Annotated in this window: 21 protein-coding genes; 11 read left to right on the top strand and 10 right to left on the bottom strand. The window is 64.2% G+C overall.

The window, feature by feature from the left end; translation table 11 throughout:
- Positions 1-45: 45 nt before the first annotated feature.
- The 3 genes from WN73_RS26640 to WN73_RS26630 all read right to left on the bottom strand — a co-directional run bounded on the left by WN73_RS26640 (position 46) and on the right by WN73_RS26630 (position 1,443).
- Positions 46-273: a hypothetical protein gene (locus WN73_RS26640; protein WP_028175197.1), complete on the bottom strand. Its 228-nt coding sequence runs from the start codon at positions 271-273 to the stop codon at positions 46-48.
- Between the two features lie 57 nt (positions 274-330).
- Positions 331-1,008, bottom strand: a complete 678-nt coding sequence (locus WN73_RS26635; protein WP_011085032.1) for a Crp/Fnr family transcriptional regulator — start codon at positions 1,006-1,008, stop codon at positions 331-333.
- Between the two features lie 159 nt (positions 1,009-1,167).
- A complete protein-coding gene (locus WN73_RS26630) occupies positions 1,168-1,443 on the bottom strand; it encodes a hypothetical protein (RefSeq protein WP_011085033.1) in 276 nt (91 codons plus the stop codon).
- A 278-nt stretch (positions 1,444-1,721) separates the two neighbouring features.
- Between WN73_RS26630 and WN73_RS26625 the strand changes: the two genes are divergently transcribed.
- The 3 genes from WN73_RS26625 (at position 1,722) to WN73_RS26615 (ending at position 5,791) form a co-directional block, all read left to right on the top strand.
- Positions 1,722-2,027: a GlsB/YeaQ/YmgE family stress response membrane protein gene (locus tag WN73_RS26625; protein WP_038966522.1), complete on the top strand. Its 306-nt coding sequence runs from the start codon at positions 1,722-1,724 to the stop codon at positions 2,025-2,027.
- Between the two features lie 730 nt (positions 2,028-2,757).
- On the top strand, positions 2,758-3,801 hold the full coding sequence (locus WN73_RS26620) for a fatty acid desaturase (protein ID WP_028175199.1): 1,044 nt from the start codon (positions 2,758-2,760) through the stop codon (positions 3,799-3,801).
- A 427-nt stretch (positions 3,802-4,228) separates the two neighbouring features.
- A complete protein-coding gene (locus WN73_RS26615; RefSeq protein WP_271555357.1) occupies positions 4,229-5,791 on the top strand; it encodes a L,D-transpeptidase in 1,563 nt (520 codons plus the stop codon).
- A 31-nt stretch (positions 5,792-5,822) separates the two neighbouring features.
- On the opposite strand, the gene WN73_RS26610 is transcribed toward WN73_RS26615, so the two are convergent.
- The 6 genes from WN73_RS26610 to WN73_RS26585 form a co-directional block, all read right to left on the bottom strand.
- The gene (locus WN73_RS26610) at positions 5,823-6,635 is read right to left on the bottom strand and encodes a class I SAM-dependent methyltransferase (protein WP_271555356.1); all 813 of its coding nucleotides are present in this window, start codon (positions 6,633-6,635) and stop codon (positions 5,823-5,825) included.
- 52 nt (positions 6,636-6,687) lie between these two features.
- On the bottom strand, positions 6,688-6,900 hold the full coding sequence (locus WN73_RS26605) for a caspase family protein (RefSeq protein WP_060910729.1): 213 nt from the start codon (positions 6,898-6,900) through the stop codon (positions 6,688-6,690).
- A gap of 113 nt (positions 6,901-7,013) precedes the next feature.
- A complete protein-coding gene (locus WN73_RS26600) occupies positions 7,014-7,553 on the bottom strand; it encodes a VOC family protein (RefSeq protein WP_271555355.1) in 540 nt (179 codons plus the stop codon).
- Between the two features lie 37 nt (positions 7,554-7,590).
- Positions 7,591-8,559 (bottom strand): Bug family tripartite tricarboxylate transporter substrate binding protein, encoded by a 969-nt coding sequence (locus WN73_RS26595; RefSeq protein WP_271555354.1) that lies wholly within the window; start codon positions 8,557-8,559, stop codon positions 7,591-7,593.
- Between the two features lie 11 nt (positions 8,560-8,570).
- Positions 8,571-9,464, bottom strand: coding sequence for an MBL fold metallo-hydrolase (locus WN73_RS26590; protein ID WP_271555353.1), 894 nt, complete (start codon positions 9,462-9,464; stop codon positions 8,571-8,573).
- Positions 9,465-9,467: 3 nt separating this feature from the next.
- Complete coding sequence (locus WN73_RS26585; protein ID WP_271555352.1) at positions 9,468-10,679, bottom strand: ABC transporter substrate-binding protein; 1,212 nt, start codon at positions 10,677-10,679, stop codon at positions 9,468-9,470.
- Positions 10,680-10,846: 167 nt separating this feature from the next.
- Here WN73_RS26585 and WN73_RS26580 point away from each other — a divergent pair, with 167 nt between their 5' ends.
- The 6 genes from WN73_RS26580 to WN73_RS26555 all read left to right on the top strand — a co-directional run bounded on the left by WN73_RS26580 (position 10,847) and on the right by WN73_RS26555 (position 16,126).
- Positions 10,847-11,542 (top strand): TetR/AcrR family transcriptional regulator, encoded by a 696-nt coding sequence (locus WN73_RS26580; RefSeq protein ID WP_060910734.1) that lies wholly within the window; start codon positions 10,847-10,849, stop codon positions 11,540-11,542.
- A complete protein-coding gene (locus WN73_RS26575; RefSeq protein WP_028175205.1) occupies positions 11,520-12,080 on the top strand; it encodes a carboxymuconolactone decarboxylase family protein in 561 nt (186 codons plus the stop codon). The genes WN73_RS26580 and WN73_RS26575 overlap by 23 nt, the downstream gene beginning before the upstream one ends.
- A 1-nt stretch (position 12,081) precedes the next feature.
- Positions 12,082-12,927 (top strand): SDR family NAD(P)-dependent oxidoreductase, encoded by an 846-nt coding sequence (locus tag WN73_RS26570; protein WP_028175206.1) that lies wholly within the window; start codon positions 12,082-12,084, stop codon positions 12,925-12,927.
- 305 nt (positions 12,928-13,232) lie between these two features.
- Positions 13,233-14,072: a shikimate dehydrogenase gene (locus WN73_RS26565; RefSeq protein WP_028175207.1), complete on the top strand. Its 840-nt coding sequence runs from the start codon at positions 13,233-13,235 to the stop codon at positions 14,070-14,072.
- 21 nt (positions 14,073-14,093) lie between these two features.
- Positions 14,094-14,942, top strand: a complete 849-nt coding sequence (locus WN73_RS26560) for an amidohydrolase family protein (RefSeq protein ID WP_028175208.1) — start codon at positions 14,094-14,096, stop codon at positions 14,940-14,942.
- 29 nt (positions 14,943-14,971) lie between these two features.
- Positions 14,972-16,126 carry an ABC transporter substrate-binding protein gene (locus WN73_RS26555; RefSeq protein ID WP_028175209.1) on the top strand — a complete coding sequence of 385 codons (1,155 nt, stop codon included), beginning with the start codon at positions 14,972-14,974 and terminating at the stop codon, positions 16,124-16,126.
- Between the two features lie 31 nt (positions 16,127-16,157).
- Here the strand turns inward: WN73_RS26555 and WN73_RS26550 are convergent, their stop codons facing one another.
- Positions 16,158-16,682 carry a MarR family winged helix-turn-helix transcriptional regulator gene (locus WN73_RS26550; RefSeq protein ID WP_231166570.1) on the bottom strand — a complete coding sequence of 175 codons (525 nt, stop codon included), beginning with the start codon at positions 16,680-16,682 and terminating at the stop codon, positions 16,158-16,160.
- Between the two features lie 100 nt (positions 16,683-16,782).
- On the opposite strand from WN73_RS26550, the gene WN73_RS26545 reads away from it, so the two are divergent.
- Positions 16,783-17,724, top strand: coding sequence for an alpha/beta fold hydrolase (locus tag WN73_RS26545; protein WP_246740340.1), 942 nt, complete (start codon positions 16,783-16,785; stop codon positions 17,722-17,724).
- 38 nt (positions 17,725-17,762) lie between these two features.
- Positions 17,763-18,971 carry an ABC transporter substrate-binding protein gene (locus WN73_RS26540; protein WP_039183919.1) on the top strand — a complete coding sequence of 403 codons (1,209 nt, stop codon included), beginning with the start codon at positions 17,763-17,765 and terminating at the stop codon, positions 18,969-18,971.
- Positions 18,972-18,977: the final 6 nt, after the last annotated feature.

Raw genomic sequence — 18,977 nt, 5'->3', positions numbered from 1 at the left:
CAGGCCCGCAACGACACCCGATGCGGGCCCGGTCACGCCGAAAATCTATTGCAGCGGCGACCGCATCCCGGTCGCAGCATCGTAGACCAGGATTTGCAACATTGGGAATCTGCCGAGCAACTCGGCGCCGGCTTCTCGGGCAGCAGTTTCGCTGTCGTAACGGGTCTTGAAGTGGCCATCGACCACAAGCGTGAAGCCATCGGCCGGTGCGACGTCAGCCCTTTGAATGATTCTCGGCGCGATCTCGTCGACGTGCGCGGTCGGCTTTTTCATGGGGTACCTTCATATCGTTGCAGGAGGCGGCTCGAGGCGTTCTTGCCCCCAACTGTCTCAGTCGTCCCTCACGATCTCAGGCTTGTCATACAAGACCGCGTTCAGGAGGGAACTGTGAACCTCGATCTTGCCGTTGTAGGTGATAAAGCCGAGCTTGCGAAATTTATTCATGAAGAAGCTGACGCGTGAGCGGGTCGTCCCGATCATCTCTGCGAGCGTCTCCTGACTGACCTGCGCGGTGATGGGCTGAGTGGCGCCATCCTTGCCAAAATTCGCCAGGAGCAGGAGAAGACGCGCAAGCCGCTTCTCGCTCGAATTGAACAACTGGTCGATCAGGTCTTCTTCGATGCGGCTGTTTCGACTGAGCAGATACTCCATGAACAACTCGGAGAACTTTGGCTCGCCCTTGAGTATCGCAAGCATAGCCGATTTCGCGATCGACGTGACCAGGCATTGCTCCATCGCCACCGTTGTCGAAATCCGCAAGGGATGGCCGTTCAGGCAACCTTCGCCGAAGAATTGTCCGGGCTCCATGATTCCGACCACGGCTTCCTTGCCCTGCTCGGAGACGACGAGAACCTTGATCCTGCCCTTCTGGATGTAGAAAACCGTGTCCGCGGCGTCGCCCTGCGAGAACACGACCTGGTTCTTGTCGAATTTCAGTATGGCTTTGCCCTCGCCGACCTTGGCGAGAAAGAGTTTTGGATCGAACGAGCTTTTCGCCGCTTTTAGCATAACGTCGTCAAGAACCTGATGGAGGGGGCTTCAGCTTAGCAGGGCCGGGGCCGGGCGCGTTAGGCAAATCTTGCGTCCGCCTTCGGGCCCCCCGGTGATCCCGGCCAGGCAATTGTGGCGGCGGCCTCGGCCGGCTCGCCATACGGCTCGCCTGCGCTCTCAATGCCGTACGACCGTCTGATGCCGGTCCTTCATGAGTGCGGCATCCAGCTCCGTTTGGCTGACCGAGTAGAACTGGATCAGTAATTGGGGGGCAGACCTCGCGGGCGTCTGAAGCAGCGTCGCCACGCGCCGATAGGCGATCCTCGACAACCCTTCGATCTGCTCGTCGTCAGTGACGACGACATATTCACCGGCGGGCTGAGTGCCCTCCAGGCCCTGAAGGACGAAGGGATTGGCGAACGAAACGGTGGTCCGTGTTGTTCTGATAGTCAAGGTGAGATCTCCTGGACGAACTGCAGAGGCGTCAGCCGCGCCACTTGTCGACCCCTCTTCGTGCCGGTCGAGGGACGGCCATCAGAGAGCCTATCGGTTGGCTCGCTCTGCTGCAGAGCAAAATTGCTCAGCTTTGAAGGAATGGTCCGCAACTGATCCTGAGCCGCGCGCCGATCATACGATCGGCATCTGAGCAGTTTTGCACATCATCCGCCCTTGCCCGGGTCTAGTCTGACGGGTGACGGAACACTGCTTGGTCGTCCGTTGGTGAGGTGAAAATGAACATATCTGGTGAAAGCCTTCTCGTCATATTGGCTGTGGGCATCGCGGCCGGTTGGCTTGCGGGCCAGATCGTCATGGGTACGGGCTTGGGCCTGGTCGGCGATCTCGTCGTGGGAATAGCGGGCGCCTTCATCGCGAGCTGGTTATTTCCGCAGCTGGGAATCCATCTCGGTTCGGGGATCGTCTCGCAGATCATCGACGCCGCGGTCGGCGCGGTCTTGCTGCTCATGATCATCGGGCTCGTCCGCGGACGAAGCCGATGGGGCGGAAGCTGGGGCGGCGTTTGGCGCAAACGCTGGTAGGCGGGCATCGTGAGAGTCTGCCTGGAACGAACGTCGCCGGGACTACTTGGTGATGGCGACCGGATATGATGCCCACTCATCATACCCGATGAATGGCGGCCCCGGTTCGCACCCCCGTGCTGGGGCCGCTTCCTTGAGCGTTCCCCTTCAGCTGCTATTTGGCTGATCTCATCGGGTCGTCCATGGATATCTTGTGGACGTTCCCGCATTTGGCACATTCGAAGATTCGAAGATTGGGACCGTCACAGCTTGCCCCGACGTGGATCAGCATCATGCGGCTCTGGCAGGCCGGGCAGAGTGGCCGGGGTATCGGAATCAGCGTCGGTTCTGGACGAGCATAGACCTCGGACATATGAAGCTCCTGCCCATATGGCGGGGTACGCTGTACCCGAAGCCGCCGCCGATGACAGCCGATTCGCCGGCTGCGTCATGGCCAGCATGCCGCGCTCGCGTGTCAGCTTCAGTTCAATATTGCTCACATTGCCGGAAAATCGCCGGCCGGTCGGTGAACATCTCCGACCTGCGTCCCTTCCCATCTCAGTCGCGGTGTGTCATGGGGGGCAGGCCAATTCGGCGGGACGCCGGCTCCCGGCGTGAGCAATATTGCTCAGCAGGACATCCAGGCTCGGATCAATATGAGTGCGTGCGGGGCAGGACCTCAGAACTGCTGCCGGAGGCGTCCGTGGGCGATAACGATACTTCTTCGGCGGACATCGGGAACAGACCAGAAATGACTGAGAGAACGCCGGAGATCCGCGCGACGGCGCGGATGCTCGCCCGCTACCGCGAGCCCGACAGTGCGCGCGGTGTCCTCGAGCTGGCGATCACGGCGGTGCCGCTCGTCATCATCTGGGTTCTGATCTGGGCCGCTCTTGACCACGGCTATTGGTTTGCGCTGCTGCTCGAGGTGCCCGCGGCGGGTTTGCTGGTCCGTCTCTTCATGATCCAGCACGATTGCGGACATGGCTCGTTCTTCCGCGGCCGCGTTGCGAACGATTGGGTCGGCCGCGCCATCGGCGTGATGACACTGACGCCATACGATTACTGGCGACATAACCATGCACGCCACCATGCGAACTCCGGCAATCTCGATCACAGGGGCTCGGGCGACATCGATACGTTGACCGTGCGCGAGTTTCGCGACCAGCCCCTATGGGGTCGGATGCTGTACCGTTTGTATCGCCATCCCCTCGTGATGTTTGGCGTCGGTCCCTCGTATTTGTTCATCTTGAAGCATCGCTTGCCGGTCGGGCTGATGCGCGGTGGCTGGAAGCCCTGGCTGAGCACAATGGGCACGAACGTCGCGATCGCGGTTCTCGTCGGCGCGATGATCCGGCTGGTCGGCTATGGGCCGTTCCTGCTGGTTCACCTGCCGATCATCGTTCTGGCGGCGTCGATCGGTGTCTGGCTGTTCTATGTCCAGCACCAATTCGAGCACACCCACTGGTCCCACGACGACAACTGGAATTTTCACGACGCTGCGCTGTACGGCAGCTCGCACTACCAATTGCCGGGTGTCTTGCGATGGTTCACGGCGAATATCGGCGTCCACCACATCCATCATTTGTGCAGTCGAATTCCCTGCTATCGCCTGCCGGACGTGTTGCGGGACCATCCGCAGCTCGCCGGCGTCGGACGGATTACGCTGCTCCAGAGCTTGCGGACCGTGCGGCTGACCTTGTGGGATGAGGAGCGCTTGCGGCTTGTCTCCTTTGGAGAGGCAGCCTTGACCTCAACCGCCTCGCCGGCGGCCGCCTCGCGGCGAGGCCGCTGAGGGTCGTGAAGGTGCGCGCCCCGCAGTGGTGTTTACTGCCGAGGTTCGGCCGGAAGGTGCCGGGCGTTTAGCCACCATTCTCAACCAAAGCCTGCCGGTTCAAAGAATATAGGCCGGTTTGCGCCGCACCGTTGTGATCCGGGTCGTGATCGCCGCGGCGCTCCACCGCAACGGGGGGAAAACCGGCGGATCCGCCCCCTCCAAGGCGGACATTCTGCCGCAGCGATCGCCGCCAGCCTCGGACCAGCCTTGGCCGGGAGCCACCCTTCCGCCCGCGCGAGCCGTCGTATATGAGAGATTTGTCGTTGGAACGTGCCGAATATCGCCACAGACGGAACGTATGGCGGCTGCGATTTCTTAATCCAAAGATCGCAATCTGAGACCTAATCGACATGAGCGCGGACTGGCATTTCGACCGGGGCATGGCATGAAAAACCGACTGACGACGGCGCAATCCACCCTGGCGATGCGGCGTTGGGCCCCTCCCGGCAGGATCGCGCTTGCGGCGTTGGCCGTGCTTGCCGTGGTGAACCCGGCGACCGCGGCCAAGCAGGCGCGCCAGCCGACCGAGGCGGTGGCGCCGCGCGAGGCCGGCGAGCCGATCATGGCGATCGTGTCGATCAAGAGCCAGCAGGTCACCTTCTACGACGCCGACGGCTGGATCCTGCGTGCGCCGGTGTCCACCGGCACCACCGGGCGCGAGACGCCGGCCGGCGTCTTCGCCGTCGTCGAGAAGGACAAGGACCACCACTCGACCATGTATGACGATGCCTGGATGCCCAACATGCAGCGCATCACCTGGAACGGTATCGCGCTGCATGGCGGGCCGCTGCCGGGCTATGCCGCCTCGCATGGCTGCGTGCGGATGCCCTTCGGCTTTGCGGAGGGCCTGTTCGACAAGACCAACATCGGCATGCGCGTGATCATCTCGCCGAACGACGCGGCCCCGGTCGATTTCACCCATCCCTCGCTGTTCGTGCCGAAGCGCGAAGCCATCGCGGCGGTGCCGAACCGGGCCGACAAGCTCTCCGCCGAGGCCGAGGAGGCGACCCGGGCCGCCGACGATGCCAAGAAGGCCGCGGCAATCGCCGCGAAGGAGGCCGCCTCGCTTCCCGCCTCGCTGCGCAAGCTGGAACAGCAGAAGGCCCGCGCCGATGCCGAGCTTGCTTTTGCCGACAAGTCGCTCGCGGCGGCAAAGACCGATCAGGCCCGCGCCAAGGCCGAGGAGCTGAAGCAGAAGGCCGCCACCAAGGCTGCCGATGCGGCGAGCCAGCTCGACACCGCCAAGGCGGCCGCGCAACCGAAGCGCGACGCCGTCGCCGCCACGAAGGAGGCCGCGAAGGCGGCTGCGACCAAGAAGGCCGAGATCGTGAAGGCCGCGACCGACGCAAAGCTCGCGCTCGAGCCGGTCTCGGTCTACATCAGCCGCGCGACGCAGAAGCTCTATGTGCGGCGGAACACGCACAAGCCGGCGCCGGATGGCGGCGGCGAGGTGTTCGACACCAGCATCGAGGTCCCGGTCACCATCCGCAATCCCGACCAGCCGCTCGGCACGCATATCTTCACGGCAATGGCGAAGAACGACACCGGCCTGCGCTGGAGCGTGGTCACGATCGAAAACGGCGACGATGCCAAGGACGCGCTCGATCGCATCACCATTCCGCAGGACGTTTGGGATCGCATCGCGCCGACCGCATTGCCGCGTTCGTCGATCATCATCTCGGACGAGCCACTGAGCAGCGAGACCAACTACCGCACCGAATTCGTCGCAGTGCTGAGCAACCATCCCCAGGGCGGCTTCATCACGCGCAAGCCGACCGCGCCTCCGATGGACATTGCGAGCGACGACAGCTGGGACAATGGTGGCAACGGCTTCGGCTTCTTCTTCCAGCGCGATCCGAACCCGCAACCGGTCAATCCGCGCCGGCAGCGCGGCGGCCAGTACCCGTACTATCAGCCGGCGCAGCCGATGCCGCGGAGCTTCTGGTAGGACGCGGGACGTAAGCTGAAGCGCCCTGCAACTACGGCTGTGCCGTAATCACCAGCGCCTGGATTTTGCCCTCGACCGGTCCGGCTCCATGGCGCGTGCGGATCGCCTCGGCCACGGCGTCCGTCGCGGCCTCAAGCTTGCTCGCATCCCTTGCCTCGATCTCGTTTCGCAGCGGCGTCCCCTGGCAATATGCGAACGCCACATATTCGGGTGTCGGCGCGCGGCTCACCGCGGGAAGCGTTTCGATCGAGATGTGACGGAAGCCCGCTTGCTCCAGATCGGTCTTGATGACGGCCTTGTCGTGATAGCCGTGCGGCGTCCGCGCCATGAAACGCGGCGGATCGTCGGGAAAGATCTTTCCGAGCACGGCCGTCGCCTCGTCCGCGAACACGTTCTCCTCGATACGGTCCCAGACGTTGAACACGAACGTGCCTTCCGGCCGTAAGACCCGCTTCGCCTCGGCGTAACCCTTGATGCGATCCGGAAAGAACATGGCGCCGAACTGGCAGCAGACCACGTCAAACGCGGCGTCGTCGAACGGCAGCGCGGTGGCATCCGCCGGGCGCCAGGTAATGCGATTGTCTTCGGCCTGGCGCTGCGCCGCGATCGCGAGCATCGGCTCGTTGAGATCGGTCGCGATGTAACGGATGCCGGGAGGCAGCGCCGCCGTCACGGCCCGCGTCACGGCGCCGGTGCCTGCGGCGGTTTCCAGCAGCGTTGACGGGGAGAGCGCGGCGACACGCCTGGCGATGTCGGCGGCGTAGTGGGCGAAGATCAGCGGGACGAGATACTCGTCGTAGATTTTCGGGATCGAGCCGGCGAAGACCTTGTCGGTAGAGGACATGTTTGCCTCGCTGAAGGTTCGGACACGGGATCAAGCTACCATAGAACGCCATCTACCGGGCGAGCAGCGATGTGAACCCCGCCGGTTCCTGCATCGCCTTGCGCGCTTCGAGAAGGTCCGCGTCGTTGGTGGCATTCGCGAGCTTGGGTGCGCGTTGATAGGCCGAATTGCCCATCACCAGCGCCATGCGCTGGTCGGCCAATGCTCCGGTCGGCTGGAAGGCGAGCGCCAAGGCGCTGAGAAGAAATAGACAAAAGAACTTCATCACGGCCCCCGAGCCGGGATTGCAATGTCGGCGAGAATATCCGACCGGGGCCGCAATACAATTTCTATTTGATTTCGTCCGGCGCTCCTGTTGCCGCAAGCCGGCGACAGGTCCTAGGACTTACCGCCGCCGACCTCCCGGATCGGCCGCGATCCGTCCCAGTTCATCGCCGCCTGCCGGACCTTCTCGAAGAACGGCCCCTTGGTGCCGCTGGTGTCGGAGATCTCGATCACTGTTCCCGGATGCGCCTGGGTGTCGAAATAGGCAAAGCGTCCCTTGTCGCCGCCGATCTGGCCCTCGTGGCCGATCCTGTAGCCGAGCGCGAGCGCCTTGTCGTAGAGCGCCTGATAGTCGTGGCTCCAGTACGACATGTGCTGGAGTCCTTCGTGGCCGGCGTCGAGGAATTCCTTGTACAGCGAGGGCGCATCGTTGCGCTGCTGGATCAGCTCGATCTGGAGGTCGCCGGAATTGGCCAGCGCAATGCTCATCTCGACGGCGGAGTCCTGGCCGCGATGGCGGAACCAGTCGGTCCTGACGCGATCCATGTAGTACCAGGGGCCGACGCCCATCACCTCGATCCAGTGCTTCATCGCGGCGTGGATGTCCCGCACCACATATCCGTTCTGGCGCACCGCGCCGAAGATGCGGCTCATGCCCGCGCTCCTCTTGCCTTGTTCACTTGACCTCGATTCACTTGACCTCGATGCCGGCGTCCTTGGCAACCTGCTTCCAGGCCGCGATGTCGCGCGCGTTGATGTCGCGCTGCTCCTCGCCGGAGACGAATTGCGGCGTGATGCCGAGCGCCAGCAGCTTCTCCTTCACCTCGGCATCGCCGAGCGCGTCCTTCAGGGCCGCCGAGAGCTTCTTGGCGACCGGCTCGGCAAGGCCTGCAGGCGCATACATCGCCCAGGACAGGCTGCGGTCGAACGCCACGCCCTGTTCCTTGTAGCTCGCGACGTCGGGCAGGCTCGGCGAGCGCTCGCCGCAGGCGGCCAGCGCCTTGATCGAGCCGTCCTTCACCAGCGGCGTCGCGGTCGCCATGTCGAGTGTCGCAAGCGAGATGTGGCCGCCGAGCAGGTCGCCGGCGAGTTTCGCGATGCCGTTGAAGGGCACGTGATCCATCTTGATGCCGCTCTGCTGCATCAAGATCTCCGCGCAGAATTGCCCGGTCGAGCCGACGCCCCAGCTGCCATACTGGATCGGCTCGCCCTTCTTGGCGAGCGCAACCAGGCCCTTGATGTCATTGGCGGCAAAGTCCTTGGTCGCCACCAGCATGATCGAGGAGGTGCCGACGCGGCCGATCGTCGTGAAATCCTTGATCGGATCGTAAGCCAGCTTTGGATAGATCGCGGGCGCCAGCACATGCGTGGTCATGCCGCCGACGGTGATGGTGTAGCCGTCGTTCGGCGACGCCGCGACCATTTGCGTGCCGAGCGTACCGGCCGCACCCGTGTGGTTCTCGATATAGATGCTCTGCCCGAGCGTCTTGCCCATCCTATCCGCGAGCAACCGGCCGACCACATCGCCGCCGCCGCCAGCCGCGTAAGGAAGCAGCATCCTGATCTTGTGGGTGGGGTAGGCGGCGGGATCCTCGGCCCGGACGGGCAACGCCGCCGACAGCAATGCGAGAAACGAAAGCGTGACGGTGCGCAACATCATGATGGCTTCCCCTAATCCTCGAAACGAAATCTGTAAGTGTCGCCATGCCGCACCACGCGCCCCGCGGTCGGCGCGGGAAAATGGCCGGTGAGCAGATAGCTCGGCGTATCCGCGAGCTCTTCCAGCAGCGCCATCCGCGTCGCGACCGCCGCTGCCGGATCGACATCGGCGGCATTGGACAGCCACGGCGCAGCGCACTGGATCGGGTGATGGATGACGTCGCCCGACATGACGGCGTGATCGTGGCCGCCGTTGAGGTGGATCTGCATGTTGCCGGCGGTGTGGCCCGGCGCCGGCGCGAAGCGCAAGGCCGCGTCGCGATCCTCGAACAGGCGATGGTCGGTCTCGACCAGTTCGGCGAGGCCGGCGGCGACGACCGGCAGCACGGAATCCTCGAACGAGCCGTGGTTCACCGGGTTCTTCGGTGCGGCATTGTGCGCGGCCTCGAAATGCCGGTACTCCTCGCGTCCCATCAGATAGCGCGCGTTGGGGAAGGTCGGCACCCAGCGGCCGTCGAGGAGCCGTGTGTTCCAGCCGACGTGATCGACATGCAGATGCGTGCACATCACGAAGTCGACCTCTTCAGGCGCAACGCCAAGCGCCCGCATGTTTTCGAGATAAGGCTGGCTGAGGTCGTTCCAGACCGGGACGCGCGGCCGTTTCTTGTGATTGCCGCAGCAGGTATCGACGATGGCGGTCCAGCGCGGCGCGCGCACGAGATAGGAATGATGGCTGAGGATGAAGCGGCCGGTCCCCGGCTCGATATAGCGGTGATCGAGCCAGCTCCGGTTCTCCGCGATCACGGCTTCGGTGACGTTGGCGAACAGCCAGCTCTTGTCGAAGGCGAGCGAAGCGATCTCGCTGACGAGATCGACCCGCATGACGCCGACCTTGACCTGCCGCATCGCTCAATTCTTCAGAAGTTCGCCGAACGGCACCCAGCGCGTGCCGTCGAAGCGGATCAGCTGGAGGCTCGTCATCGGCGTATAGCGCTCCGGCGAGTTGTTCACCGTGGTGCCGTTAATTAGCATCGGCAGCTTGACGTCCTTGAGCGTCGTCGCCTGCTTCATCACATTGGCGCGGGTGAGGTCGTTGCCGGACGCCTTCAGCACGGTGACCAGCGTCTGCGCGATGGTATAGCCATAGACGTTGAGCCAATCGCTCTTGTTGGCTTCAGGCAGGTACTTGTCCATAAAGGCGAGCCACTCCTTGTAGCCGGCATCGTCCTTCAGCGCGGGGTCGGTCGCATCCTTCAGGTACTGGCTGGAGATGATTCCGGTGGAATTGTCCTTGCCGGCCGGCTCCAGCACGCCGCTGATCGAGGCCGAGACGTTGGAGATGATGGTCACGGGCTTCCACCCGATCTCGCCGATCTTGCGGATCGCCTGCGCCGCAAACTTTGGCGTCGCCGCAACCAGCACCACATCGGCGCCGGCAGTCTTCAGTTGCAGGATCTGCGTGTCCACGGTCGGCGCCGTGGTCTCGTAAGCGGCGCGCGCCACGATCGCCTCACCACCGCCGAGTCCTTCCTCCAGCGCCTTCAGATAGTCCTTGCCGAGATCGTCGTTCTGATAGAGCACGCCGATCTTCGCATTGGCATGGCTTGCCTTGATGTACCTGGCGTAGGCGATCGCCTCGTCGCGATAGGTCGGCTGCCAGCCGACGGTCCACGGAAAGTTCTTCGGATCGTCCCACTTCGCGGCGCCCGAGCCCAGGAAGAGCTGCGGTACCTTGCGGTCGTTGAGGTATTTGTGCACGGCGCTGTTGGTCGGCGTGCCGACGCCGCCGAAGATCAAGAGCACTTCCTCGCTCTCGACCAGCCGCCGCGTCTGCTCCACCGTCTTCGGCGGGCTGTAGGCGTCATCGGCGATGATCATCTGGATGCGCCGCCCGTTGACGCCGCCGTCATCGTTCACCTTGCGGAAATAGGCCTCGGCGGATTTTGCGATCTGCGCGAAAGCCGAGGCCGGTCCGCTCAGCGGCGCGGTGGTGCCGATCTTGATGGTCTTGTCGTCGGCGCCGGGATCGTATTTTGCGCTTTGCGCCTGGGCGATGCTTGCCGCGAGCATGGGCAACAGGATGCAGGCCGCGGCCAGGCGAAGGCGGGCAAAGCGCGCCATGAGGTCGTCTCCCCAGATTTGCTCTCCGCCTCTCAAGGGAGCGGAGTTGAAACGCGAGAACAGGGCCCGCAACCGGATTTGCGGGCCGCGACCGTAGCCGCCAGACTGGCAAACGAACGATCGTTCGTACGGTTGACTAGCGAACGATCGTTCGTTAGTCAAGTCGCATGGCTGTCCACACCTCCAGCGCGGCGGCAGCGGCTGCGCCCACCACCCGCGAGCGCATCCTCTCCGAAGCGCTCAACCTGTTCGCGCAGAGCGGCTATGGCGGCGCCTCGATGCGCGAGCTCGCGCGCCGTGTCGGCATTCGCGAGAGCAGCCTCTACAATCATTTCGCCGGCAAGGCCGCGATCCTGGAAGCGATCGTTGCCGAGCATGGCCCGGCCAGCTCGGCGAGCCGGCTGGAGGAGCCGCGCTACAAGCAGCTTGCGCGCCAGCCCGCCGCGTTCTGCCGGCAGTTTGCGCTTGATCTCGTCGAGCAATGGTCCGATCCGCGCGAGCATCAGTTCCAGAAGGTGATCACCGCCGAGCGTAACCGCGTGCCCGGCATCCGTGCCAAGTTCGCCGACCATTTTTACGCGCGCGAGCAGAGCCTGATGACGGATTACTTCCGCGGCTTTGCGCTCGCTGGCCTCGTCTCGACGCCGGACCCGCGCGAGACCGCGCGGCTGTTCGCGGCGGGCCTCATCTATATCCGCCTCGAACATTACGTGATGGGCGCGACGCCGTCGTCGCGGCCGAAGGTGATCGAGGCGATCGACCGCTACCTCGCCTTCTTCCTGTCGCTGATCGCGGCAGGCAATGACGACAACAAGAAACGAAAACCCAAGGGAGAAACGCGTGGCAAGGCTGCCCCTGATTGATCCGGAGACGACGAGCGGCGACATCCGCGCCTCGTTCGACCGCATGCCGGTCAAGCTGAACATCTTTCGCATGATGGCTCATGCCGAGGCCAACATGATCCCGGCGATGCGGCTCGGCAATTCGATCCTGCACAAGCAGAAGCTCAGCGCCGTCAACCGCGAGCTCTTGATCCTCCAGGTCGCCCAGCTCGAAGGCGGCGCCTATGAGTGGCGCCAGCATGTTCCGATCGCGCTCGGTGTCGGCTGTACGCAAGCGCAGATCGATGCGGTCGAGCGCAGTGACTACGATGCAGCCGGCTTAAGCGAGGCTGAGCGCGCGCTGCTCAAATTCGGCCGCGAGGTCGTCGAGAACGTCCGCGTTCCCGAGGCGACCTTTGCCGCCATGCGCCGCCACTTCAGCGACCAGGAGGTCGTGGAATCCATCGTCGCGCTCGGTTTCTACATGATGATGGCGCGCGTCACCGAGGCAACGGAAACCGATCTCGATCCCGCGGCGGGCATGAAGGTCTATGACGGCGGTAAGAAGCAGGGCGGCTGAGATGACGGAAACCGAGACCAAGCCGGAGCGCTACGTCCGCCCGCCGAGCGCGGAATCGCTGGGCGAAGCGCCGGGCAGGGGGCGCCTGAGCGGCCGCCGCATCCTGATCGTCGGCGGCGGCCAGCGCGTGTTCGATGCCTTAACCGATCCGATCGGAAACGGCCGCGCCATGAGCATCCTTTGCGCGCGCGAGGGTGCGAAGGTCGCGGTCGCCGATCTCAACCGCACCTCGGCCGAACAGACGGTGAAGCGCATCACCGCCGAAGGCGGCGAGGCATTCGCCATCGCGGCGGACGTCACGTCCGAGCCCGACGTCGTCCGCATGATCGACGAAGCGCACCGCGCGATGGGTGGGCTCGACGGCATGGTGCTCAACATCGGCACCTTCGGCAAGGTCGGTCTCGATGCCGTCAGCCCCGAGGAGTGGAACAGGATCTACGACGTCAACGTCCGCGGTCCGATGCTGTGCTGCCGCGCCGCCATGCCGAGATTCGACGATGGCGGCGCCATCGTCTTCATTTCCTCGATCGCCGCGCTGAAAGCCGGCTCGCAGATGGCGGTGTACGATTCCTCCAAGGCCGCGCTCGGCGGCCTCATGCGCAACATCGCCCATCTCGGCGCGCGCCGCGGCATCCGCGCCAACCTCATCTATCCTGGCCTCGTCGACACTCCCAACGGCCGCGAAGCCGGCGCCGGCCGCCCATCGCGCGGCAAGGGCCATGTCCCCTTCGGCCGCCAGGCGACCGCGTGGGAGATCGCCTATGCGGTGCTGTTCTTCCTGTCGGACGAAAGCGTCTATGTCACCGCGCAGACGCTCGCGGTGGATAGCGGGTTGAGCGGGATGTGATCGGACCGGTCACTGCGTGGCGAGGCTACGACCGCGACGAGTGCCTGGAAGCACGATGCCCCTTCAGCGTCGCCCCGGCGAAAGCCAGGACCCATAACCACCGTCGGATGTGGTTACGGGAACTCGCAGTTGCCCCTTCGCACCACAACCTCTCCCTGGGCTAATAGGTCCTGGCTTTCGCCAGGACGGCGGCGCTTCCCCAGATTCAGATTGCACGCGCTAGCCATTCCCTCTAATTACTTTGTACAACTGACCAAATAAGATGGTCGCGCGCCGAATGGCGCGATCGAGGATGGAAGCGCAGCATGTCGCAGGACGGATTTGGACTGGCGGGTATCATGGGCATGCCGGTTGCGCATTCGCGCTCGCCCGTCATTCATAATTATTGGCTGAAGGCGCACGGCATCCGCGGCAGCTATGTCCCGCTGGCGGTGAAGCCGGAGCGGCTGGAGGATGCGCTTGACGGGCTGATTGCGCTCGGGTTCCGCGGCTGCAATGTCACCATGCCGCACAAGCAGACGGCGATGCCGATGCTCGACCGCGTCCACGAAACGGCAAAACGCATCGGCGCCGTCAACACCATCGTCGTCGAGGCGGACGGCACGCTCTCGGGCTTCAACAATGACGGCAACGGTTTTGTGCAGAGCCTGCGCGACGCCAAGGCTGACTGGCGCGGCGATGCCGGGCCGATCCTGCTGCTCGGGGCAGGCGGCGCCTCGCGCGCCGTGGTGGTGGCGCTGCTCGAAAATGGCGCGCGCGAGATCCGCATCGCCAACCGCACCGCGGAGAAGGCGCAGGCGCTCGCAAAGGATTTCGGTTCCGCCATCAGCACCGTCGCGTGGGACGACCGCGGCGCCGCGCTCGGCGATGTCGCGCTGCTCGTCAATTGCACCGATCGCGGCATGGTCGGCAAGGCCGCGCTGGAGATCGACCTGTCGCGCCTGCGGCCGGAAACGCTCACCGCCGATCTCATCTACACGCCGCTGGAAACGCCGTTCCTCGCCGAAGCCCGCGCGCGCGGCTGCGTCACGGTCAACGGGCTGGGCCTGCTGCTGAACCAGGCTAGGCTCGCCTTCAAGGCTTGGTTCGGTGTCATGCCCGACGTGACGCCCGAGCTGATCAAGGCCATCGAAGCGACGTTCTGAACCGCCGGGGAGCTTTGCGCCATGACGCTGCCGGTGTCCCCCAGGATCGACTGCCACATCCACGCCATCGATCCCGCCCGCTTTCCCTATTCCGCCGATACGCCGTACCGGCCGAGCGGGCAGGAGATCGCGCCCGCGGCGCAGCTCATCCGCGTGTTCGACGCGTTCGATATCAGGCACGCGCTCGTGGTGGCCACCAACACCGGCTACGGCAGCGACAGCCGCATCCTGCTCGATACGTTGCAGCAGGGCGGCGGCCGCTTTCGCGGTGTCGCCGTCGTCGAGAACGACGTCGACATCAGCGAGCTCGAACGGCTGAAGGCGGCCGGCGTGATCGGCGTCGCCTTCAACGTGCCGTTCCACGGTGCCGCTTACTACCAAGAGACCGCACCACTGCTGGAGAAGCTGACCAGCCTCGGCCTGTTTCTCCAGATCCAGGTCGAGCAGGACCAGTTGCTCGACCTGTTACCGCTGATCGACAAATCAAATGTGCGTCTGGTGTTCGATCATTGCGGCCGGCCCTCCGTTGGGCAGGGATTGCAGGGCAAGGCCTTCCAGGCGCTGCTCGCGATCGGCCGCGAGCGCGACGCACACGTCAAGCTCTCCGGCTATTACAAGTTCTCGCAGCAGCCGCATCCGTATCAAGACGCCTGGCCGTTCATCACGGCGCTGGTCGAGGCCTTCACGCTCGACCGTTGCGTCTGGGGCTCGGACTATCCGTTCCTGCGCGCCCCAGAGCGGCTCGATTACGGTCCGCTGCTCGCGGTGCTGACACAACTGTTTCCCGACCCCGGCGATCAGCATCGCCTGTTGTGGCGAACGCCGGCACGGCTGCTCGGCTTCGACGGCGGGACGGATCAAGCGAGATAACAACAGAGCAAAATGGGAGGGAGGACGTCATGAGGCATTTTGCAGGGCCGGTTAGCATCGCGGTTGCGGCATCGCTGTGGGCGAGCGCGGCCTGCGCGCAGAGCACGGTCTACATCCCCGACGTCATCGAGCTGTCCGGCCCCGGCGCCGTCTCCGGCACCAACTGGCGCGACGGCGTCGCGCTCGCGGTCGACGAGATCAACAATGCCGGCGGCATTCTGGGCCGGAAAATCCAGACCGAGCATCTCGACACCCAGAGCAATCCCGGCATCTCGCGCGCGCAGGTGCAGAAGGTTTTGGACAAGGACCCTTACGTCGTGCTCGGGCCGATCTATTCAGGCTCGGTCAAGGTCAACATGGCGCTGACGCAGGCAGCCGAGATTCCGCAGATCGTCGGCGCCGAGGCCGCCGACATCACCACGCAAGGTAACCCCTGGATATTCCGCACGGCCTTCGGTCAGCAATTCTCGATGCCGAAGATCGCCAACTATCTGCACGACAAGCTCAAGGTGAAGACGGTCGCGCTGGTCTGGGTCAACAATGATTTCGGCAAGGGCGGCCACGACAACTTTCTGAAGGAGATGAAGGCGCGCAATATCGAGATCGCGGCCGATATCTCCACCGAGCAGGGCCAGGTCGATTTCGGCTCCGACGTCATCAAGCTGAAGAGCGCCAAGGCTGACGCGATTTTCGTCTATACCAATGAAGAGGAGTGCGCCCGCTTCCTGATCGAGGCGAAGCGGCAGGGCTTGTCGACGCCATTGTTCGGCGAGACCACGCTGCTGAGCCAGAAGGTGGTCGAGCTCGCCGGCCCCGCCGCCAACGGCGTGCGCGGCCATGTCGGCCTTTCCGCCGACGCTCCGATTCCCGCCATCGAGGACTTCACGAAGAAATTCAGCGAGCGCTACAAGTACCGGCCCGACCACAACGGCATCAAGGGCTACACCGCGGTCTATCTGGTCAAATACGTCACCGAAAAGATCGGCAAGTTCGACAGCAAGGCTTTTGGCGCCGCGATGAAAGGCCTGACCCTGAGGCCCGACAAGGCGCCGGGCATGCTGATGGAAGCGAGCTGGGACCAGAACGGCGACATCGACCGCGCCAGCTTCCTCGCCGAGATCATCGACGGCAAGCAGAAGATCATCGAGACATTGCCGAAGCTGAAGGCGGGCAAGGGCGAGTGAGGAACGCCTCGCCCGCGCGATCGCTCCGCCCTCAGAGTTCGTCGAGCGCAGCCCAATGCGGGACGTGCGCGGCGAGCTTGTCGAGCAGGCGCTCGAATTCATTGCGCTCGGCCCGCGTGAGGCACGCGAGCATGGCACGCTCCCGCTCGCGCAGGGCCGGGATGTATTGTGCGTAGAGCGCCCGCCCGGCCGCCGTCATGAACAATTGCTGGCGGCGGCTGTCCGTCTTGTCGGCGGCACGCCGTATCAGCTTCTTCTTCTCGAGCGCGATGATTCCGCGGCTGATGTTGGCCTTGAGATGGCCGGAGAATTCGCAGATCTCGCTCGCGGTCACGCCCTCTCGGAAATTCAGGAAGATCAGGGTGACGATCTCCGGTCGCGTCAGGCCGAATTCCATCTCGATCCGCCGGAATGACGGCTCGCGATAGAAGTTCAGCACGTAGCCCATCCTGTAGGCGATCTGGAGTTCGGTGCCGCCTATCACCGCCGCGAGCGGTTTTCGCTCGGGTGAATGGCTCCCGGTGGTGCCGTTCGTCGATTTTCGAGATGGTCTCATATGAGACTTTCTGGTTGCTTTTCGATCCGGCTTGATCTTAACATCGCTGCGAGGCCCGCAAGAACGGCCGTCGACGATAGTTGTGGAGGATCGCAGGAGCATGCCGCTGGCCGGGCAGAGGGTGATGGACCTGTCGTGCGACGGCGAGGTCCGGTGCTTCCATGCGGGAACGCCGGAGCATCCAGTCTATGTCGACCAGGTGCGATCGTCCCACGTGGCCTTGCGCAAAATGCCTGTTGTCATGGTCCATGGCGCCGGTCACACCGGGACCTGCTATCTCGCCACGCCGGATCGGAGACCGGGTTGGGCGCCGCGCTTTGCTGCGGCTGGCCGGGACGTGTTCGTGCCGGACTGGCCCGGTCACGGCCGTTCGCCGTCAGGTCCGGACTTTTCGCGGCTTGGAACGCGGGATGTGGCGACGTCGCTGCTGGCGCTGATCGAAGAAATCGGGCCGGCCGTGCTGCTGGTGCATTCGGCGAGCGGTCCGATGGCCTGGTGGATGGCCGAGCGGCGTCCCGATCTGGTCCGCGCCGTGGTCGGCATCGCCCCCGGTCCACCGGCCAATCTGTTGCGCGATCTGCCCGACGATCCGGCAGCGATCCGCGCGCTGCGCGATGACGCCAGCGCCGGTCATCCCGTTTACTCGAGCGAGGATGCGCCGGTATGGCTGACGGCGGACTTTGCCGCCGCCTATTGGGCCAACGGGCCGCGCTTTCCGCATCACGCGTTCGAAAACTACTGCCGCTCGTTTGCGCCGGAGAGCGCGCGAATCCTGAACGAGCGCTTCAACATCGGCGGACGGGGGCTCAGGATTGCTGATCCCGAGCGTCTGCGGGAAAGGCCGATCATGATCGTGACCGGGGACCGCGACCCGCGCCATCCGCGCGAGGTGGATGCGGCGACGGCGAGCTATCTCGGCGCCGAGTTCGTCTGGCTTCCGGATCGCGGCATCGAGGGGAACGGCCACATGATGATGATCGAGGACAACAGCGATGATCTCGCCGCCATGATCCTGGCCTGGCTCGATACGGTCGGATGCTGAGATCCCGCGCCTTGCAGGCACATTGGAGGATACCAAGGATGAGACGGATTGCATGTGTCCTTCTGCTGCTGGCGCAGCCCGTCGCGGCACGGGCGCAGGTCAGTGGTGACGTCGTCAAGATCGGCGTCCTCACCGACATGGCCGGCGTGACCGCCGACATCACCGGCAAAGGTTCGGTCGTCGCCGCCGAGATGGCGGTGAGCGAGATCGGTGGCGCGGTTCTCGGCAAGCCGATCCAGATCGTCTCGGCCGATCACCAACACAAGGCCGATGTCGGCACGGCGATCGCCCGGCGCTGGTTCGATGTGGAGGATGTCGATGCGATCGTCGATGTGCCCAATTCCGGCGTTGCGCTCGCGGTCCAGAGCCTCGCACGCGAGAAGAAGCGGATCGTTCTCTATTCGGGGCCGGGGACGACGGCGTTGACCAACGAGCAGTGCTCGCCCTACGGCTTCCACTGGACCTACGATACCTATGCGGTCTCGCACGGGACCGCGTCCGCGGTCGTCAAGGCGGGAGGCGGCACCTGGTTCATCCTGGCGTCGGACTATGCCTTCGGCCATCAGCTCCAGCAGGACGCGACCAGCGTGATTGCGGCCTTGGGCGGCAAGGTGCTGGGCAGCGCGCGCCATCCGCTCAATACGTCGGACTTCTCCTCGTTCCTGCTGAGCGCGCAATCCTCCGGCGCCAAGGTCATCGGCCTCGCCAATGCCGGCAATGACACCGTCAACGCGATGCGGCAGGCCGGCGAGTTCGGGCTGGTGCAGGGTGGCCAAAGCCTCGCCGCGCTGATCCTCTTCCTCCAGGACGTGCACGCGCTCGGCCTCAGGGATGCGCAGGGCACCTACCTGACGACGGCCTCCTACTGGGACATGAACGAGGCGACGCGCGCATGGTCGAAGGCGTTTTTTGCAAAGACCGGCATGATGCCGTCGATGCTGCATGCCGGCGTCTACGGCGCGGTGCGTCACTATCTCAAGGCCGTCGCCAGCGCCGGCACCGACGATGCCGGCCGGGTTGCGGCCGCCATGAGGACGATACCGGTCGAGGATGTCTTCTCGGAGGACGCCAGCATCCGTGAGGACGGCCGCGTCACGCGCACCATGTACCTCGTTCGAGTCAAGAAGCCGTCCGATTCGAAATATCCCTGGGACTACTTCGACATCGTGCGCAAGATCCCGCCTGAAGAGACCGTCTGGCCGCTCGCGGAGAGCAAATGCCCGCTGGTAAAGGCCTCCAGCCGCTAAATCGGA

This window comes from Bradyrhizobium sp. CCBAU 45394 (assembly GCF_028128655.1).
Taxonomy (GTDB): Bacteria; Pseudomonadota; Alphaproteobacteria; order Rhizobiales; family Xanthobacteraceae; genus Bradyrhizobium; species Bradyrhizobium diazoefficiens.
Note: the sequence above shows the minus strand (reverse complement) of the source record. Positions and strands in the feature narration are given on the sequence as shown.

What these genes read in the sequence shown, in the direction of transcription:
- WN73_RS26640 (WP_028175197.1), bottom strand. Translation starts at nt 273, where the DNA reads ATGAAAAAGCCGACCGCGCACGTCGACGAGATCGCGCCGAGAATCATT.
- WN73_RS26635 (WP_011085032.1), bottom strand. Translation starts at nt 1,008, where the DNA reads ATGCTAAAAGCGGCGAAAAGCTCGTTCGATCCAAAACTCTTTCTCGCC.
- WN73_RS26625 (WP_038966522.1), top strand. Translation starts at nt 1,722, where the DNA reads ATGAACATATCTGGTGAAAGCCTTCTCGTCATATTGGCTGTGGGCATC.
- WN73_RS26620 (WP_028175199.1), top strand. Translation starts at nt 2,758, where the DNA reads ATGACTGAGAGAACGCCGGAGATCCGCGCGACGGCGCGGATGCTCGCC.
- WN73_RS26615 (WP_271555357.1), top strand. Translation starts at nt 4,229, where the DNA reads ATGAAAAACCGACTGACGACGGCGCAATCCACCCTGGCGATGCGGCGT.
- WN73_RS26610 (WP_271555356.1), bottom strand. Translation starts at nt 6,635, where the DNA reads ATGTCCTCTACCGACAAGGTCTTCGCCGGCTCGATCCCGAAAATCTAC.
- WN73_RS26605 (WP_060910729.1), bottom strand. Translation starts at nt 6,900, where the DNA reads ATGAAGTTCTTTTGTCTATTTCTTCTCAGCGCCTTGGCGCTCGCCTTC.
- WN73_RS26600 (WP_271555355.1), bottom strand. Translation starts at nt 7,553, where the DNA reads ATGAGCCGCATCTTCGGCGCGGTGCGCCAGAACGGATATGTGGTGCGG.
- WN73_RS26595 (WP_271555354.1), bottom strand. Translation starts at nt 8,559, where the DNA reads ATGATGTTGCGCACCGTCACGCTTTCGTTTCTCGCATTGCTGTCGGCG.
- WN73_RS26590 (WP_271555353.1), bottom strand. Translation starts at nt 9,464, where the DNA reads ATGCGGCAGGTCAAGGTCGGCGTCATGCGGGTCGATCTCGTCAGCGAG.
- WN73_RS26585 (WP_271555352.1), bottom strand. Translation starts at nt 10,679, where the DNA reads ATGGCGCGCTTTGCCCGCCTTCGCCTGGCCGCGGCCTGCATCCTGTTG.
- WN73_RS26580 (WP_060910734.1), top strand. Translation starts at nt 10,847, where the DNA reads ATGGCTGTCCACACCTCCAGCGCGGCGGCAGCGGCTGCGCCCACCACC.
- WN73_RS26570 (WP_028175206.1), top strand. Translation starts at nt 12,082, where the DNA reads ATGACGGAAACCGAGACCAAGCCGGAGCGCTACGTCCGCCCGCCGAGC.
- WN73_RS26565 (WP_028175207.1), top strand. Translation starts at nt 13,233, where the DNA reads ATGTCGCAGGACGGATTTGGACTGGCGGGTATCATGGGCATGCCGGTT.
- WN73_RS26560 (WP_028175208.1), top strand. Translation starts at nt 14,094, where the DNA reads ATGACGCTGCCGGTGTCCCCCAGGATCGACTGCCACATCCACGCCATC.
- WN73_RS26555 (WP_028175209.1), top strand. Translation starts at nt 14,972, where the DNA reads ATGAGGCATTTTGCAGGGCCGGTTAGCATCGCGGTTGCGGCATCGCTG.
- WN73_RS26550 (WP_231166570.1), bottom strand. Translation starts at nt 16,682, where the DNA reads ATGAGACCATCTCGAAAATCGACGAACGGCACCACCGGGAGCCATTCA.
- WN73_RS26545 (WP_246740340.1), top strand. Translation starts at nt 16,783, where the DNA reads ATGCCGCTGGCCGGGCAGAGGGTGATGGACCTGTCGTGCGACGGCGAG.
- WN73_RS26540 (WP_039183919.1), top strand. Translation starts at nt 17,763, where the DNA reads ATGAGACGGATTGCATGTGTCCTTCTGCTGCTGGCGCAGCCCGTCGCG.